Below are 17199 nucleotides of genomic sequence, written 5' to 3'. Positions count from 1 at the left end.
TGAACCTTTCCTAAGATCATTGGGTCAGAAAGTCGAGCAGATCGCATCGAAACCCGTTCCCAACAACGACCCCGAAGCGCCTGCGATGAAGGCTTCGAACAAAGTTGCCGCACCGGCGAATATCGGAAAGGCGAAGCCGAGCCCAATTCCTATGGCGAGCCCTGCAGCGCCGCAGCCGCTGATGCTGAAGTCCCGCCCCGTCGGGTCGACGTAGTTGATTGGGTTGCCTGCGGCGTATTCGTAGCGGTTGGAGCGGGTGGGGTCGGCCAGTGTTTCGAGGCTGTCCTGTTGGGTGAAGCGGCCGGTTTCGGGGTCGTACCAGCGTTGACCGAAGTGCACCAGGCCGGTGTTGCGGTCGGGCAGGCCGCCGGCGTAGCCGTAGATCCGGCGGCTGGCGATGCCGCTGCCGTTCATCGCGGTCGCGGTGGCCTGCCCCCAAGGGTCATAGCTCCAGGCGGCGGTGTGGGTGCCGCTGTGGTTGACCGCGGCCACCACCGAGCCGAGCCCGTCTAGGCCGAGGTAGTGGGTGTTGGTCCCGGCGAGGATGGCCAGAGGTGTGCCGGCGGGGTCGTAGAGGTAGGCGAAGGTGGTGCCGCTGGAGACGAAGGACTCGATCAGGGGCACCCCGGCCTCGTCGGTCCGGCCGTGGGTGTAGGTGCGCCCGTTGCCCTCGGCGATCAGCTCGGTCTGATCGATCCCGGCGTAGGTGTAGGTGTGGGTGCCGGCGTTGTCGGTCAGGGCAGTCATCTGGTCCGCCCCGTTGTAGGTGGCCGCGCCGTGGCTGTCGGTCAGGGTGTTGCCGGAGGCGTCGTAGCCGTAACCGGTGCTGGTGATCTGGTCGGCGGCGTTGACCGACAGGGTCTGCACCACGGTGCCGTTCTTCACCGCCTGGGTGCGGTTGCCGTTGACGTCGTAGCTGTAGGCCCAGGTGTCGGCGCCGGGGGTGCTGGCGGAGATCAGCCGGTTGGCGGTGTCGTAGCAGTAGGCAGTCTGCGCGCCGGTGCGGTTGTCGGTCTGGGTCCAGCGTATGCCGGTGTCGGTGCCGGCGGCGGGGGCGCCGGCGCAGACGCTGGTTCCGGGGGAGGCGTAGGAGTAGGTGAAGTCGGTGACCCGGTCGGCGTCGTTGCCGGCCCTGGCCGTCCACACCCGGGCGACCCGGGAGGAGGCGTCGTAGTCGGTGTGGGTGTGCGCGGCGAAGGTGGTGGTGCCGTTGTAGCCGTCGGTGGTGCGGTTGAACCAGGTGTCGGTGCGCCGCCCGGAGGCGTCGTGGGTGAACTCGATCGGCCGCCCCGCGGGGCTCACTGCGCGGGTGACCAGGTTACGGGCGTCGTAGGCGTAGGTGGTGGTGCCGGCGGCGTTGGTCGCCGAGGCGAGGTTGCCGGCCTTGTCGTAGCTGTAGGTGACCGCGATGCCAGGTGTGGCGGTGTGGGTGCGGGACGTGAGCCGGCCCAGCGGGTCGTAGCCGTAGTCGGTGGTGCCGGAGGCGTCGGTTCGTAGATCGGTGCGCCCGGCGGTGTCATAGGTGTAGGAGACGGTCGGGGTGGGATCGGAGTAGTCGACCGCGGTGACGCGGTCCAGGGCGTCGTAGGTGTAGGTCTCGGTGATCCCCCGCCCGGAGGTGTAGGTCGCCACCCGGCCGTACCCGTCGTAGGTGTAGGACCGCGTTCCCAAGGTGGAGTCGGCCGGCGGGGTGATCGAGGTCAGCTGGCCGACGGTGTCATAGCCGTAGGTGGTGACTCCACCCGACGGGCTGGTGGCGGTGGCGACCGTGCCATCGGCGTTGTAGGTCACCGACGCCTGCGCGGAGGAGGCGTTGGCGGCGCTGAGCCGGTTGCCGGCACCGTTGTAGGTGTAGGTGGAGGCGCGGCCCTGGGCGTCGGTGCCCGAGGTCGGCTGGAAGCGGGTGGCCTGGGCGGTGTTGCCGTAGGCGAAGGAGGAGCCGGCGCCGGTCGGTGCGGTGGTGGCGGTCAGCGACTGCCCGCCGTTGACCGCCGGGTCGTAGCCGAAGGTTCCGGTGCCGGCCGGGTCGGTCGCAGAGGCGACGTCCAGGAACGGGGTGTAGGTGGCCGAGCGCTGGTGGCCGGCCGGGTCGATCGCGCGCTGCACCAGCTGCCAGCCGTCGCCGGTGAGGTGGTACCGGGTGTGCGCGGTGTGGTCCACGGCCGTGGTCTGGTCGCTGTTGGGGTCCGCGACGTCGGTGAACGTCCCGTCGTGGTACAGCAGCCGGGTGACCGCCCCGGCCGGGTCGCCGGCGGTCGGCTGGGTGATCGACTCCACCCGACCGTAGGCGTCGTAGGAGAACGAGGTGACCGCTCCGCCGGGGGCGGTGATCCGGTTGAGGTTGCCACTGGAGCCGTGGAAGAACGCCGTCGTGCGACCTTCGGCATCGGTGAACCCGGTCAGGTAGTTGCGGTCAGGGTCGTAGGTGAACGTCACCGAGCGGGTCCCCCCACCGGCACCGTCCGCGGTCTGGCTCAACGCGGCGATCTGCCGCGGGGTGGTCCCGCCGAGAGTCACCGCCAGCCTGCTGGCCCCCGCACTGCCCTGGTCCGAGCGGATCGAGGTCAGCCCACCGTCGGTGTTGTAGCTGAAGGTGGTGGCGTTGCCGTTGCGGTCGACCAGCTCGGTCATCAGCCCGTTCCCGGCGAAATGGCGGGTGTCACCGCTGCCGTGGTCATTGAGCGTCCAGCCCCCTCCCGAAAGCGCACTCAAGGTCATCTTGAACCCTGCCGGGGAGTTGTACCCGCCGGCGCCGTCGGCGGTGAAGGTGCCGGTCAGCCCGTTCGGGCCGAAGTAGGTCACCGTCCCCGCTCCGGGGACCGATCGCAGGCGCACGTCCCGGGCGGTCGACAGCCGCCAGCCCGAGCTGGAGGCGCCCACCGAGTTCAGGAAGTGCGACTCCCCGCGGGCGCGGGTGGTGCTGTTGTAGGCAATTCCCACCTCCAACGGGGAGCCCGAACGCCGGGGCAGGGAGAACAGGTCGGCGGTCACCAGCAGATTGCCGGTACCGACGTCGACCTGTGCGCCGATCCGGTCACCGATGGTGACCGGCACCCGGGTCGCCCCCGGCCGCACTCCCGCACCCAGGGCCGGCGAAACGACACCTGTCTTGACCTCGGCGGCGGTGCAGCCGGTGCCATCACAGTGCGCGATCTGGTACTCGAAAGTCTGCCCGATCGACAGCCGCCCCTCAGGCAGCGCCCGGTAGGCCTCGGTACCGGCCACACTGACCCCATCGAGCAGATTCCAGGTGGTCGCGCCCACGGTCCGCGCGGAGAAGCGGATCGACTGGCTACCCGAGCCGGCGGCCGTGGCCTTGCCGTGCAGCACCGGCGCCAGCAGCTCCGACACCGCCACCTTCGCCGACGGCGCGCTCGCCGGCGCAGCCAGCACCCCCGTCGCCGAACCGGCCACCACCGCTGAGGTGACCACTCCGACGAGGAGTCCGCGACCGAGAGGAGCCCGTGCCCGTCCGCGCAGGAACCAGCGAGTCGACGAACCTGCGGGACGGATCACGGCGCACCTCACGAACGTCACGGACCAGGGGCTGGTCAGGAACTCGGCAGTTCTTGATCAGTGAACGCAATGACGTCGTGGCGATCCGTTGTTCGATCGTTATCACGAACCGCAACGGACCAATTACTTTTTGTGACAAATCGTCCGCACGGTGGACCGCCCGGCGGCTTCCGTCATCCGCCTCGTCGGGACGCCCCTCTGGCGCGACGATCCATTCGCCCGGCCGCCGCTGGCAGGATGGGGGCGATGACCACCGCTCCGTCACCCGTGCGCGAGCCGGCCTGGTCGCTTCCTCGGGCGGCCATCGGCCTGTGGACCACCGAGGGCGCGATCAGCGCCGTCTTCCTCTGGCTGGGCATCGGGGCGTTCCTGCTGTTCGTCCCGGCCTCGGCGGGCGGCCCCGTCCCGGTGCTCCGCTGGGTGCTGCCCACCCTGGGCCTGGCGCAGCTGATCGTCAGCGTGGGCATCAGCCCCTGGGTCAAGCACCGGATCCACCGCTGGGAGATCACCGCGGAGGCCGCTTACACGCGCACCGGCTGGCTCACCCAGACCTGGACGCTGGTGCCGATCTCGCGCATCCAGACCGTCGACGTCACCCGCGGCGTCCTGCAGCAGATGTTCGGGCTGGCCACGGTCGCTGTCCTGACCGCCTCCAGCCAGGGCACCGTGCGCATCTGGCACCTGGAGCACGGCATGGCCCAGCGGGTGGCCGACGACCTCGCCCGCCGGGCCGAGATGGTCCGCGACCAGGCGACGTGATGCCACCTCCCCTGCCGGCGGCCCGCCGGACCTCGCCGCGGGTCGTGCTGGTGCACACCGTCACGTTCAAGCAGGCCCGCCAGCTGGTGCCCGTGCTCATCCCGATCCTCGCGGCCACCGGCTTCGGCGGTGGCATGACGACGGTCGTGCTGCTCGCCATCGGGATCACGCTGCTCTCGCTGGCGGCCGCGGCGCTGTCCTGGTGGCGGTTCTCCTACGCCGACGGGCCGGCGGCGGTCGTCGTCACCCGGGGGCTGCTGTCCCGCTCGGTGCGCACCGTGCCCAACGACCGGATCCGCGGCGTCGAGGTCGAGGAACCGGTGGTCCACCGGCTGTTCGGGCTGGTCCGGGTGCGCATCGACGCGGCCGCCGGCACCGCCGGGCAGGACGAGGAGGTGCTGGTCGACGGCGTCCCCCGCGCCGAGGGCGACCGGCTGCGCGTCGCCGTCCTCACCCACCGCGCACCGGCCGGCGAACCGTCGGCCGACGACGTCGAGACGCCGGCCGAGGAGGAGGAGCTCTTCCGCTGGCGCAACCGGTGGCTGCTGTACGCACCGCTGGTCGGCAGCTACCTCGCCCTGCCCGCCGCCGGTGTCGCCGCCCTGTTCCGGCTGGGCGACGAACTCCCCGACCCCCTGCTCGACCCGCTGCCGGACGTCGAGGTGCCCGGTGGCTGGGTGATCGCGCTGCTCGTCGCCGGCGGACTGCTGCTCCTGATCGCCGGGTCGATCATCGGCGCCGCCGTCGTGAACTGGAAGTTCCGGCTGGTCCGCCGCGGCGGCACGCTCGTCGCCGTCCGCGGGCTGTTCACCCGCAGGCACACCGAGCTGGAGATCGACCGGATCCGCGGGGCCAGCGTCTCCCAGGGCCTCGGCATGCGCTGGGTCGGGGCCGCCCGGACCGGGGCCCTGGTCACCGGTCTGGCCGACGCCGAACGTCGCGGGCAACTGCTCCCCCTCGGCCCGAGGGGCGAGGGGTGGGCGCTGGCGCACCGGCTGGTCGAGGACCCCGGCCCCCTGACCGCGCACCCGCCGGCCGCCCTGCGCCGCCGGATCGTCCGCGCGCTGGTCCTCGGCGTGCTGGTGACCGCCGGCGGTGCCCTGCTGCTGGCGACGACGGGCCGCTGGGACCTGCTGGTCGCCGGCGTCGTGCTGACCGTCCTCGGCGTGCCGCTGGCCCGAGGGCTCTACGCGGGACTGGGGCACGCCGTGGGGCCGCGTTCGTTCAGCGTCCGCAGCGGCTGGCTGGTGCGCACCGAGGCGGTGCTCGAGCAGCGCGCCGTCATCGGCTGGCAGGTGCGGCAGTCCTGGTTCCAGCGCCGCGCCGGCCTGGCCACGGTCACCGCCTGCGTGGGCGCCGGCAGCGGCGGCTACGACGCCGTGGACATGGACGCGGCGGAGGTGCCCGCCTTCACGGCCGCCGCCTCCGGCCCGTGGGCCGGCGCGCTGGCCCCTGCAGGCGCCCGGGACTGACCACCCGGCCGGGCGGTAGAGCCAGGAAGGTGAACCTTTCCTGAACCGGTGCGTGACGATCACCCGGGCGGGTAGCGGGCCCGGCGATGTCATCGCGCGCCACTCACCCGGCCAGGCCACCGGTCTGCCGCCCGAGGCCGCCGGTGCCCTTGCCCAGACCCACCCGCCCGGCCAGCGCCGCCGCCTCCACCCGAGTCGCCACGTCCAGCCGGCGCAGCAGGTGCGCGACCAGCCGCTTCGTCGTCCGCTCCGAGACGTGCAGCGTCGTGGCGATGTCCACGGTGCTGGTGCCGTCGGCGATCAGCCGCCAGAGCCGCCGCTCGTCGGCGGTCAGCTGGTCGGCGATGCTCTGCTCGCCGGTGGGCGTGGCCTCGGCCAGCAGCTGCCGCAGCAGCGCCTCCGGGACCACCGACCAGCCGTCGAGGACGGCGAGCAGCGGGCGCACCAGGTGCTCCGGGTCGGCCGTCTTCGGCAGGAACCCCGCGGCCCCGGCGCGGAGCGCCTCGATCGCCGCGTCCGCCTCGGCCAGCCCGGACAGCGCCACGACCCGCACCATCGGGTCGGCCCGCCGGATGGCCGCGATCGCCCTCGTGCCCCCGGGCGGCGGCATGTGCAGGTCGACGATCGCCACGTCCGCGTGGTGCCGGCGCACCAGCGCGGCCGCGGCCGACGCGTCGTCCGTCGTCCCCACCACCCGCACCCTGCCGCCGCTCAGCCCCGGCAGCAGCAGGGTCAGCCCCCGGGTGAACAGCGGGTGGTCGTCCACGACCACCACGTCCACCGGTGCCCCGCGTTCAGCAGCGAGCGCGTCGTCCGTCCCAGTCACCGATTCCCTGTCGGTCGTCGTTCCCCGGCGCTGCTGACCGGTTCCCCGTGAGGAGGTGCCCGTGACCCTCGCCCCCGACGTCTCGACGTCGAAGCCCCGCCACGGACTGCTCAACGATCTCGCCCGCGTGCTCCGCGCGCATCTTCCACGCCCCCGCCGGCCGACCGACCCCGAGGCGCCCACCGCCGAGGACGCCGTCCTGCGGGCGCTCTGCCACGACATGCGCAGCCCGCTCGCCTCGCTCGAGGCGGTGCTGGGCACCCTCGACCGCACACCCGAGCGGGGCCGCGAGCTGCTGGAGCTGGCACGGGCGCAGACGGCGCACCTGTCCTCGATGCTGCGCACGGCCGACGCCAGCACGGGGGCTGCGGGCCGCCCCGGCACCCGGCTGCTGCGCGACGTCCTGCAGGCGGCGCTCGCCTCCTCGGGCCTGCCGCGTGCACAGCTGACCGTGCAGGTCGGCGACGGGGCCGGCGAGGTGACCGTCGCCGATGCGCGGGTGGGCCGCATCCTCACCAACCTGCTGGAGAACGCGCACCGCCACGGCGCGGGCCGGCCCGTGCGGCTGCGGGTGGAGCGCCGGCCGGGCTGGGTGCACCTCTCGCTGAGCCAGGCCGGCGTCCCGGCCCGGCAGGTGATCGGGCACCTGAGCCGCACGCAGCCGCCCATGGACCTCACCGGGCTGGGGCTGCGGTCGGTGCAGCGGCAGACCCGCGAGCTGGGCGGCCGCCTGATCTGGGCAGCGCACGGTGCGGAGTTCACGCTGACCGTGGCGCTTCCCGACCGCTGAGCGCCAGGTTGGCACCGGCGGGCCAGCGGTCGGCACGGGCGGGCCAGCCGGCGGGGGCAGATAGCTGGTGCCACCGCAGCAGCGGCGGCGCGACGACGCACCAGGGAGCAGAGATGTTCACGCACACCCACGCCCTGCAGTACGAGGCGAAGCCCGACGGTCCCGACGCCGCCTTCGCCCGCAGGATGCAGGAGATCCTCGGCGGCCAGTGGGGCGAGATGACCGTCGCCACCCAGTACCTGCTGCAGGGCTGGAACTGCCGGTTGCCCGGCAAGTACAAGGACATGCTCCTGGCCATCGGCACCGAGGAGCTGGCCCACGTCGAGATGATCGTGACGATGATCGACCGGCTGCTGGACCACCAGCCGCTCAAGCCGGACGCCGCCGACCGCAGCAAGGAGGCGGCCGCCGGGTTCGGCACCACGAATCCGCAGCACGCCATCGTCAACGGCGGCGGCGCCTACTACCGGGACTCGATGGGCCTGCCGTGGAGCGGCGGGTACGTGACCGCCAGCGGCAACCTGATGGCCGACTTCCACTACAACGCGACCGCCGAGATGATGGGCCGCCTCCAGGTCGCCCGGCTCTACAACATGACCGACGACCCGGGCGTCAAGGAGATGTTCAAGTTCCTCATCGCCCGCGACCACATGCACCAGATGCAGTGGCTGGCCGCCATCGAAGAGCTCAAGGCCGACGGGCTGGAGGGCATCCCGGTGCCCGAGGCGTTCCCGCTCGAGGAGGAGCCGGCCGACTACGGCTACGCCTTCATCGACGCCTCCGACGGCCCCGACGCCGCCGCCGGCCGCTGGGCATCCGGACCGGCCGGCGACGGCAGGGGCACGTTCTCCGCCCGCCCGATCGAGGCGACGGCCGACGCGCCGATCCTGCCGCCCGGGGACCCGCGGCTGTTCGGGACCCCGCAGTCGGACACGAAGAACCTGCTGCAGAAGGCCAAGGACCTGCTGACCTAGGCCCTGACCCGCCCCCTGTTGCGCCGTCGCCGTGCCGGCGGCCGCCCCTCACGGGTGCGGCTGCCGGCCCGGCGGGCCCCGATGCCGTGGAAGGAACCCGCTGTGCACCCCCACCTGCACCTGCGCCTGCCCCACCTGCCGCTTCCCGCGGTGCTGCTCTCGTTCGTCTACACCGCCGCCATCGCCGTGGCCCTGGCCCACCCCGGTCGCCCGACCCTCGCCGGCGTCGTCGTCCTCGCGGGGCTGACCGCCCGCTGGGGGCTGCGCCACCGGCAGCGCGCCGCCGCGCCCGCCGTCGTGCTCACCTCGAACGTCGCACCCGCGCCCGCGCCGGCCACCGCCGCCTGAGGCGGTGACGACCCGGACCCCGGCATCCCGACGAACGCACGAGGCGCGCGCCCCGCGGGAGGGGACGCGCGCCTCGGCGAACCGGGTCGACCAGGTCAGTGGTTGACGGCCTTCTCCGCACCGATGCCGGTGAAGGCGCGCACCTCGAGCTCGGCCCACTTCGCCTCGTTCGGCTTCTCCTTCGTGAGCACGGTGCCCAGGTAGCCGAGGAGGAACGAGGCCGGGATCGAGACCAGGCCGGGGTTGCGCAGCGGGAACCACGCGAAGTCCGCGGTCGGGAACATCGCGGTCTCCGCACCCGAGACCACCGGCGAGAAGATGATCAGGCCGATGCAGATGATCAGCCCGCCGTAGATCGACCACAGCGCGCCCTGGGTGGTGAACTTCTTCCAGAACAGCGTGTAGAGGATCGTCGGCAGGTTCGCCGATGCGGCCACGGCGAACGCCAGCGCCACCAGGAAGGCGATGTTCAGCCCGGCCTGCAGCGCCAGGATGCCCAGCCCGATGGAGATCGCGCCGACGACGACGGCGGTGATCCGGGCGACCCGGACCTCGCCGTTCGGCGGCACGTTCCCCTTCTTGATCACCGAGGCGTAGACGTCGTGCGCGAAGGACGCCGAGGCGGTGATCGTCAGGCCCGCGACCACCGCGAGGATCGTCGCGAAGGCGACGCCGGCGATGATGCCGAGCAGCACCGTCCCACCGAGCTCGAAGGCGAGCAGCGGCGCCGCGGCGTTGACCGCACCCGGTGCGGCGAGGATCCGCTCCGCGCCGACCAGTGCGCCCGCGCCGTAGCCGATGACCAGGCTGAACAGGTAGAAGATGCCGATCAGCCAGATCGCCCAGACCACCGACGTCCGCGCTTCCTTCGACGTCGGCACGGTGTAGAAGCGCATGAGCACGTGCGGCAGGCCCGCGGTGCCGAGCACGAGGGCGAGCCCGAGGCTGACGAAGTCGAGCTTGGTCGTGTCGTTCAGCCCGTACTGGGCACCGGGCTCGGCCACGGCCTGCCCGCCGGACTCGATCGCACCGCCGAGCAGGGCGGAGAGGTTGAAGCCGTACTTGCCGAGCACCCAGACGGTCATGACCAGGGCGCCCGCGATGAGCAGCGAGGCCTTGATGATCTGCACCCACGTCGTGCCGCGCATGCCGCCGACGAGGACGTAGAAGATCATCAGCGCGCCCACCAGCGTGACGACCAGCGCCTCCGCCAGGTCGCCTTCCACGCCGAGGAGCAGCGCGACCAGACCGCCGGCGCCGGCCATCTGCGCCAGCAGGTAGAACAGCGACACCGCCAGCGTGGAGATCGCCGCCGCCGTCCGGACCGGCCCCTGCCGCATCCGGAAGGCCAGGACGTCGGCCATCGTGAACCGGGCGGTGTTGCGCATCAGCTCGGCGACGAGGAGGAGCGCGACCAGCCACGCGACGAGGAAGCCGATGGAGTACAGGAAGCCGTCGTAGCCATAGACCGCGATGGCCCCGGCGATGCCCAGGAACGACGCCGCGGACAGGTAGTCACCCGCGATCGCCAGCCCGTTCTGCTGCCCGGTGATGGTGCGCCCGGCGGCGTAGTAGTCCGCCGCGCTCTTGTTGTTGCGGCTGGCCTTGAAGGTGATGGCCAGGGTGACCAGGACGAACGCCCCGAAGATCGAGATGTTGATCGCGGGGTTGCCGATGGTGGACTCGGCGGCGAGGACGTCAGGCACGGGTGCTCCCCTGGGTGTGGTCGGTGCCGGCGACGGTGTCGGAGGCGAACTCGTGGGCCTCGAGCCGGGTGCGCATCTCGTCGGCGATCGGGTCGGTCCGCTTGTTGGCGTGCGCGACGTACAGGTGGGTGATCACGAACGTGGTCACGAACTGCAGGAGGCCGAAGAGGATCCCCACGTTGACGTTGCCGAACACCTGCGTGGACATGAAGTCCACGGCGTAGGTGGAGAGCAGGACGTAGAGCAGGTACCAGACGAGGAACGCCACCGTCATGGGGAAGGCGAAGCTCCGGAACCGCTTCTTCAACTCGACGAACTCGGGGGAGTCCTGCGCAGCGCGGTACTCCTCCGGGCTCAGCAGGCGCCGTTCCGTTGGCTCGGTCAAGGTGCGTCCTCCTGGTCAGGTCCGGGTGGTCGCTCACTGCGATGGCGCAGAGCTGTGAGCGGTGTCACGTTAGGGCGGGAACCTGACGAGTGGAGTGGGTCACGCCTCCGCTGCGCCGAGCGGTGACCGGGCGTCGCCGTACGGCAGGTACGGCGGGACGAGCGGTCGCCGGGACGGGCCCCGCGAGGGCCGGAGCGCCCGCCGGCTCACCGCGGCGGGGTGCCGCGGTCCAGCTGCACCGCCTCCGGCGTGTGCAGCCGGACCATGGTGCGGGCGGCGTGCGGTGGCAGCCGCCGGGGCGTGGCGAGGGAGACCCCCACCATGACGAGGAACGCGAGCGGCACGGTCCAGGCCGCCGGCTGGCCGAGCAGGGCACCGGGCCAGCCGGTGGGCGCCACCCCGAGCAGCGTGGCGATCACCGCCCCGCCGGCACACCCGCCGCCGACGACCATGCCGGCGATCGCGCCGGCGTCGGTGAGCCGGCGCCACCAGATGCCCAGCACCAGCAGCGGGCAGAAGGTGGAGGCAGCGAAGGCGAACGCGAGACCGACCGCCTGGGCGACCCCCACGCCCTCGGCCGCCAGGGCCAGCCCCAGCGGGACGAGGACGGCGACGACGGCACCGGCCTGGAAGGCCCGCACCCCGCCGAGCCGGCGCCCCAGCGCGTCCTGGCTGATCACGCCGGCCACCGCCACGGTCAGCCCGGACGACGTGGAGAGGAACGCCGCGAACGCCCCAGCCGTGGTCAGCGCGGAGAGCAGGTCGCCGAGCGTGCCGGCCAGCATGCGGGCCGGCAGCTCCAGCACCACCGAGTCGGTGCGACCGCTGGCGATGAGGTCCGGGGCGTACAGCCGGCCGAGCCCCCCGTACACCGGCGGCAGGAGGTAGAAGACGCCCAGCAGGGCCAGCACGAAGAGGGTCGTGCGGCGGGCCGCGGCCCCGTCGGGGTTGGTGTAGAAGCGCACCACCACGTGCGGCAGGCCCATCGTCCCGAGGAACGTGGCGACGATGATCGAGTACGTCGTGTAGAGCTGGTGGTCGCCCGCCCCGGCCAGCGGCGACGCCCACGAGTCGCCGGGCGCGCCCACGGACCCCACGTCGACGGAGGCCGGGGAGACCGCACCGTCGTCCATCCAGATGCCCACCATGAACAGCAGCGGGAACAGCAGCGCGGTCAGCTTCAACCAGTACTGGAAGGCCTGGACGAAGGTGATGCTCCGCATGCCGCCGAACAGCACGTTGACCAGCACCACCGTCGCGACCAGCACCCCGCCGAGCCAGGGCCCGGTCCCCGTGGTGGCGGCCAGCGCGATCCCGGCACCCTGGAACTGCGGCATGAGGTACAGCCAGCCGATGGCCACGACGAGCAGCGCGGACAGCCGGCGCACCCCCAGTGACTCCAGCCGGCTCTCGGCGAAGTCGGGCAACGTGTAGGCACCCGAGCGGCGCAGCGGCGCGGCGACGAACACCAGCAGCACCAGGTAGCCGGCGGTCCAGCCCACCGGGTACCAGAGCATCTCCGTGCCGAAGGCCAACACCAGGCCGGCGACGCCGAGGAAGGACGCCGCGGACAGGTACTCCCCGCCGATGGCCGACGCGTTGAGCCCCGGCCGCACCGTGCGCGAGGCGACGAAGAAGTCGCTGGTGGTGCGGGAGAACCGCCAGCCGTAGGCGCCGACCGCCAGCGTGGCCACGAAGACGGCCGTCACGCCGAGGACGCTGTAGCCGGCGGCGGTCATGGTCGGCCGACGAAGCGCGTCACGAGCGTTCCAGCACGTCGGTGAAGTTGCGCTCGTTGCGCTCCGCGGCGCGCACGTAGAGCCAGCCGATCCCGAACAGGAACGGGTAGACCGCGAACGCCAGGAGCAGCCACGGGAGCGGCACGGCGAGCACCTCGACCCCGGACAGGTCCGGGAACAGCCAGAACACCAGCGGGATCCCGCCGACGAACACCACGACGGCGGTGAGCGCGAGCAGCGCCAGCCGCAGCTGCGAGCGCAGGAGCGAGGACATGAAGACCTCGCCGAGCAGGGTCTGGGCGTCGATCTCGCGGGCGGCCGGGACCCGCTGGGCGCGGGTGGCGCCGGTGCGCGGGCTGGTGACGCGCACCCGCCGGGGTGGGCTCTCCGACACCGGTCACCCCCGTCCCGGGGTGCCCGGGCGTGCCCGGCGCACCAGCAGGTCCCGCAGCTCCCGGGTGTGCCGACGGCTGACGCCGAGCTCCACGCCGCCGACGACCACCGTGCACCGGCCGGCGTCCATGCGCACCTCCTTGACGTGCTGCAGCGCGACCAGCAGCGACCGGTGGATGCGCACGAAGCCGGCGTCCTTCCAGGCCTCCTCCAGGGTGGTCAGCGGCACCCGGACCAGGTGGCTGCCCGTCGGGGTGTGCAGCCGGGCGTAGTCGCCCTGCGCCTCGACGTAGCCCACGCTGGAGCGGGGCACGAACCTCGTCACCCCACCCAGCTCGACGGCGATGTCGTCGTCCGCGGGCGCCGAGCCGCCGGCCCGCGCCCCGACCACCCGGCGGACCGCCTCGGCCAGCCGGTCGTCGCGCACCGGCTTGAGCACGTAGTCGACCGCGCCCAGCTCGAAGGCGTCCACCGCGTGGTCGTCGTGGGCGGTGACGAAGACGACCGCGGGCGGCACCTTGAACCGGTGCAGCACACGGGCCAGGTCGACGCCGCTGAGCCCGGGCATCCGGATGTCGAGGAAGACGGCGTCCACCCCCCGCTCCTGGAGCAGCCGCAGGGCCTCGGTGGCCGAGTCGCTGGTCAGCACGGTCTCGATGCGGCCGTCCCGCTCGAGCAGCCAGCGCAGCTCCTCGAGCGCCGGCCGTTCGTCGTCCACCACGAGGACGGTCAGCCGGTCGGCGGTCACGGGGCCTCCTCGCTGGAACTCGTCGGCGTCGTGACCGACGGTGGTGTGCTCGTGCGTGACCTCGCGAGCTCGGTCACGGGTGCACCCCGGCAGCGAACTTCGGCACCCGCACGGTGACCTTGGTGCCCGCGCCGGGCCCGGTCTCGACCACCAGGCCGTAGTCGTCCCCGAACGCCGTGCGCAGGCGGGCGTCGACGTTGCCCAGGCCGACCGAGTCGACGGAGGCATCACCGGCCAGCGCCCGCCGCACCTTCTCCGGGTCCTCGCCCACGCCGTCGTCCTCCACCGAGATCAGGCATTCGCCACCCTGGTCCGCCGCGATGATCGTCACCCTCCCGGTCCCCGGCTTGCGCTCCAGACCGTGCCGGACCGCGTTCTCCACCAGCGGCTGGAGGCAGAGGAACGGGACGGCGACCGGCAGGACCTCCTGCGCCACCCTCAGTGTGACCTGCAGCCGGTCGCCGAACCGCGCCTTCTCCAGGACGAGGTACCGCTCGATCGACCGCAGCTCCTCGGCCAGCGTCGTGTACTCGCCGTGCCGGCTGAAGGAGTACCGGGTGAAGTCGGCGAACTCCAGCAGCAGCTCGCGCGCCCGCTCGGGATCCGTCCGCACGAACGACGCGATCGCGGTCAGGGAGTTGTAGATGAAGTGCGGGCTGATCTGCGCCCGCAGCGCCCGGACCTCGGCCTCCATCAAGCGGGTGCGGGACGCGTCGAGCTCGGCCAGCTCCAGGTTCCCCGAGACCCAGCGCGCGACCTCGTCCGCGGCCCGCACCAGCGCGGCGGACGCCGAGGAGGTGAACGCCTGCAGGGTGCCGACCACCCGGTCCTCCACCACGAGCGGGCTGACCACGACCTGTCGCAGACCGCACCCGGCGTCCGCGCAGGAGAAGTCCTTCCGATCGCGGACCACCGTGTTGCCGGACTCGCACACGTTCGCGGCGAGCGCCGCCGTGTCGCGCTCGTGGTGCCCGAACCGGCCGTCCCAGGCCAGCATGGACACGGTGTCGGTGAGCGCGACGGCCGGCACCCCGAGCAGGTCGCGCAGGTGCCGGACCGCGCGCTCGGCGGACTCCGTGGTCAGGCCCTCGCGCAGCTCGGGCGCGGTGCGGGAGGCCGAGTGGAGGGTGCGGAAGGTCGCCAGCTCGGCCTCGGTGCCCAGGTGGCCGGGTCGCAGCCACCGCCAGAGATCGCGCATCGACCGGTCCCGTCCTCCCCACGTCGCCGTGCCCGCCGCGGAGCGGCACAGGTGGGCCTGCGCACCGTAGAGCCTGCCCGTCAGCACCGACCACCCGAACGCCGGCCGTGTCCGCCGAGCCCATGGTGCGCGATCTGTGCCACCGGCGTAACTCCGGGGAAACCGCGGGCTGGTGCACTGCGGCATGGACGAGGGCAGGACGAGGGACTGGTACCCGGTGGCCCGCGCGGCGGAGGTGGGGACGACGCCGGTGCCGGTGGGCGCCGGCGGCTCGGCGTACGTCGTCGTCCGGCTGCGACCGCACGGCGAGGTCGTCGCGTTCCCGGCCCGCTGCCCGCACCGGCTGGTCCCGCTGGCCGCCGGGCACGTCGAGGACGGGCGGCTGGTCTGCCCGGCGCACGGGTGGCGGTTCGACGGCGACGGCCGCTGCACGCAGGTGCCCTCGCTGGGGCCGGACGGCTGTCCGCCGCCCCGGGCCGATCCGCGCGGGCCATGGGGGGTGGAGGAGCGGCACGGCTGGGTCTGGCTGGCGCCGGAGCCGACGCCGACCGGCCCACCGCGGCCCGGCGCGGAGCCCGCCGTCGCGCCGGCCCCGCCGCTGCCCGCACCGGACGGTCCGGTGTTCGACAACCTGGCGCCGGCCCTGGCGCACGCCTGGCACCCCGTCGCGCTCAGCCGCGAGCTGCGGCCGGGCGGCTGGTCGCAGGTGCGGCTGCTCGGTTGCACGTGCAACCTCGCCCGCGACCACGACGGCACGGTGACCGTCGAACCCGCCGCGGCCGGCGTCCGGGAGCGGCTGGGGCTGATCTGGCTGGCGCCGGCCGAGCCGGTCGACGTCCCCTTCGAGGTCCCCGAGGCGGCCGACCGGCGGTACGTCGCCGGCTGGCTGCCACCCGTACGGTCCCCCGGCCCGGCCGGCCCGCTGGCCGACACCTTCCTCGACGCGACGCACGGCCCGTTCGTGCACGCCGCCACGATCGGCACGCCGGACCGCACCGAGATGACCCCGCCCCGCGTGATCGCCGAGCCCGGCGGCTTCAGCAGCGTGCAGGAGCAGTGGGTGGACAACCCGCTGGACCCGGAGGTGGCCACCGGCGCCCGCCCGCTCCGGCAGCGGCGGCGGACCACCTACACCTTCCGTGCGCCGTTCCGGCTGCGGTTGCGGCAGGAGTTCCTCGACACGGGAGCGGCGACGACGCTGCTCTACCTGCTGCAGCCCGAGGACCTGGACTCCACGCGCGTCTACACCTGCCTGCTGGTGTCCGCCGGCCCCGGGCAGCCGTTGCCGACCCCCGCCTGGATGGCCGAGCAGGTGGCGCTGCAGCGGCGACTGCTGGCCGAGGACGTCCGCTCCCAGGAGACGCTGGCGATCAGCGGGCTGCCCTTGGACCCGCGGGACGAGGTGCACGTGCCCGCCGACCGGTCGGGGGTCGCGCTGCGGCAGGCGCTGTGCGAATTCATGGCCGCCGGACGGCGGCAGCACGCGGCCGCCTGACGGTCAGTCCGCCGGCAGCTCCTCCCCGCACGCGGGGCAGCGGGTCGGTGGGTCCTCGTCGGCGACCCGGCCGCAGGCCGGGCACACCCGGCGCAGCAGGCAGGCGGGGTCACCGCCGTCGTCGTCGGACCGGTACGGGCGCTCGTCCTCCACGCGTCCACCCCCATGCGACAACTCTGTTGCGGTTCGTCCACCCGGGGGTCGTGCGAACCGGCCGGGGTAGTCCTCGACGGTCGTACACCACTCCGGGAGGACCAGCATGACCCGCCGCACGCGCAGGCACCCGTTCGCCGCCCTGCTCCTCGCCGCCGCGCTGCCGCTGGCGGCCTGCGGTGGGGAGGAGGGCGCCGACAGCCCGGGGGCCGACAACCTCGACAACCCGCTCGACGTGCCCGGCGACGAGGTGATCGGCGGCAACCCCGGCCCGGACGAGGCGGTGACCGAAGACATCAAGATCACCGCGGTGGGGCTCGCCTACCCGGAGGACGGCGTGTGGGAGGTCGGTGAGGACGTCCGGTTGTACGCGGCGATCGCGAACACCGGGACCACCGGCGACCAACTGGTCGAGATCCGCGGCCAGGACTTCGCGGGGGCGGAGCTGATCCCGCTCGACGGCCCCGGCGGGACGATCGAGGTCCCCGAGAACGACAACGTCTACCTGGAGCCCGAGGGTCCGCCGTCGGTGCTCCTGACGGACCTGTCCACGGACCTGCGCTCGTCGCAGTCGATCCCGGTCACCTTCGTCTTCGAGCAGGCCGGCGAGGTGACGCTCGACGCCCCGGTCGTCTCCGAGCCCCCCGGCCAGGGCGACTTCGAGGCGCCGGAGGACCCGACCCCGGACAACTGATCC

The 17199-nt window shown here is 73.0% G+C and carries 16 protein-coding genes; 7 read left to right on the top strand and 9 right to left on the bottom strand.

The genetic code is table 11. The features are described 5' to 3' along the window. Positions 1 to 24: 24 nt before the first annotated feature. Positions 25 to 3432 (bottom strand): RHS repeat-associated core domain-containing protein, encoded by a 3408-nt coding sequence (locus C5507_RS14240; protein ID WP_104529178.1) that lies wholly within the window; start codon positions 3430 to 3432, stop codon positions 25 to 27. A 330-nt stretch (positions 3433 to 3762) separates the two neighbouring features. Here C5507_RS14240 and C5507_RS14235 point away from each other — a divergent pair, with 330 nt between their 5' ends. Both C5507_RS14235 and C5507_RS14230 read left to right on the top strand, forming a co-directional pair. Beyond that, positions 3763 to 4275 (top strand): PH domain-containing protein, encoded by a 513-nt coding sequence (locus C5507_RS14235; RefSeq protein WP_104529177.1) that lies wholly within the window; start codon positions 3763 to 3765, stop codon positions 4273 to 4275. Then, a complete protein-coding gene (locus tag C5507_RS14230) occupies positions 4275 to 5747 on the top strand; it encodes a PH domain-containing protein (RefSeq protein ID WP_104529211.1) in 1473 nt (490 codons plus the stop codon). The genes C5507_RS14235 and C5507_RS14230 overlap by 1 nt, the downstream gene beginning before the upstream one ends. 103 nt (positions 5748 to 5850) lie before the next feature. Here C5507_RS14230 and C5507_RS14225 read toward each other — a convergent pair whose 3' ends face one another. Then, positions 5851 to 6573, bottom strand: a complete 723-nt coding sequence (locus C5507_RS14225) for a response regulator (RefSeq protein ID WP_242611265.1) — start codon at positions 6571 to 6573, stop codon at positions 5851 to 5853. Positions 6574 to 6634: 61 nt separating this feature from the next. Between C5507_RS14225 and C5507_RS14220 the strand changes: the two genes are divergently transcribed. The 3 genes from C5507_RS14220 to C5507_RS14210 all read left to right on the top strand — a co-directional run bounded on the left by C5507_RS14220 (position 6635) and on the right by C5507_RS14210 (position 8685). After that, a complete protein-coding gene (locus C5507_RS14220; RefSeq protein WP_104529175.1) occupies positions 6635 to 7363 on the top strand; it encodes a sensor histidine kinase in 729 nt (242 codons plus the stop codon). Between the two features lie 113 nt (positions 7364 to 7476). Further along, entirely contained in the window at positions 7477 to 8337 is an 861-nt protein-coding gene (locus tag C5507_RS14215; RefSeq protein ID WP_104529174.1) for a manganese catalase, read from the top strand. Between the two features lie 102 nt (positions 8338 to 8439). Next, on the top strand, positions 8440 to 8685 hold the full coding sequence (locus C5507_RS14210) for a hypothetical protein (protein ID WP_242611264.1): 246 nt from the start codon (positions 8440 to 8442) through the stop codon (positions 8683 to 8685). Positions 8686 to 8780: 95 nt separating this feature from the next. On the opposite strand, the gene C5507_RS14205 is transcribed toward C5507_RS14210, so the two are convergent. The 6 genes from C5507_RS14205 to C5507_RS14180 all read right to left on the bottom strand — a co-directional run bounded on the left by C5507_RS14205 (position 8781) and on the right by C5507_RS14180 (position 14854). After that, on the bottom strand, positions 8781 to 10391 hold the full coding sequence (locus tag C5507_RS14205) for a solute symporter family protein (RefSeq protein WP_165400477.1): 1611 nt from the start codon (positions 10389 to 10391) through the stop codon (positions 8781 to 8783). Beyond that, positions 10384 to 10776 carry a DUF485 domain-containing protein gene (locus C5507_RS14200; protein ID WP_104529173.1) on the bottom strand — a complete coding sequence of 131 codons (393 nt, stop codon included), beginning with the start codon at positions 10774 to 10776 and terminating at the stop codon, positions 10384 to 10386. The genes C5507_RS14205 and C5507_RS14200 overlap by 8 nt, the downstream gene beginning before the upstream one ends. A gap of 206 nt (positions 10777 to 10982) precedes the next feature. Beyond that, positions 10983 to 12515: a sodium/solute symporter gene (locus tag C5507_RS14195; RefSeq protein WP_104529172.1), complete on the bottom strand. Its 1533-nt coding sequence runs from the start codon at positions 12513 to 12515 to the stop codon at positions 10983 to 10985. A 19-nt stretch (positions 12516 to 12534) separates the two neighbouring features. Beyond that, positions 12535 to 12909: a hypothetical protein gene (locus tag C5507_RS14190; protein ID WP_104529171.1), complete on the bottom strand. Its 375-nt coding sequence runs from the start codon at positions 12907 to 12909 to the stop codon at positions 12535 to 12537. Between the two features lie 3 nt (positions 12910 to 12912). After that, positions 12913 to 13656 carry a LytR/AlgR family response regulator transcription factor gene (locus tag C5507_RS14185; protein WP_104529170.1) on the bottom strand — a complete coding sequence of 248 codons (744 nt, stop codon included), beginning with the start codon at positions 13654 to 13656 and terminating at the stop codon, positions 12913 to 12915. A 73-nt stretch (positions 13657 to 13729) separates the two neighbouring features. Further along, the gene (locus C5507_RS14180; protein WP_104529169.1) at positions 13730 to 14854 is read right to left on the bottom strand and encodes a sensor histidine kinase; all 1125 of its coding nucleotides are present in this window, start codon (positions 14852 to 14854) and stop codon (positions 13730 to 13732) included. A gap of 184 nt (positions 14855 to 15038) precedes the next feature. On the opposite strand from C5507_RS14180, the gene C5507_RS14175 reads away from it, so the two are divergent. Continuing rightward, positions 15039 to 16349, top strand: a complete 1311-nt coding sequence (locus C5507_RS14175) for a Rieske 2Fe-2S domain-containing protein (RefSeq protein ID WP_104529168.1) — start codon at positions 15039 to 15041, stop codon at positions 16347 to 16349. A 3-nt stretch (positions 16350 to 16352) separates the two neighbouring features. Here C5507_RS14175 and C5507_RS22355 read toward each other — a convergent pair whose 3' ends face one another. Then, positions 16353 to 16502: a hypothetical protein gene (locus C5507_RS22355; RefSeq protein WP_158657608.1), complete on the bottom strand. Its 150-nt coding sequence runs from the start codon at positions 16500 to 16502 to the stop codon at positions 16353 to 16355. A 106-nt stretch (positions 16503 to 16608) separates the two neighbouring features. On the opposite strand from C5507_RS22355, the gene C5507_RS14170 reads away from it, so the two are divergent. Continuing rightward, positions 16609 to 17196 (top strand): copper chaperone PCu(A)C domain-containing protein, encoded by a 588-nt coding sequence (locus C5507_RS14170; protein ID WP_104529167.1) that lies wholly within the window; start codon positions 16609 to 16611, stop codon positions 17194 to 17196. Positions 17197 to 17199: the final 3 nt, after the last annotated feature.

This window comes from Blastococcus saxobsidens, from assembly GCF_002938435.1.
Classification (GTDB): domain Bacteria; phylum Actinomycetota; class Actinomycetes; order Mycobacteriales; family Geodermatophilaceae; genus Blastococcus; species Blastococcus saxobsidens.
The sequence above is the reverse complement of the archived record's forward strand: the minus strand, read 5'-3'. Positions and strand labels throughout refer to the sequence as shown.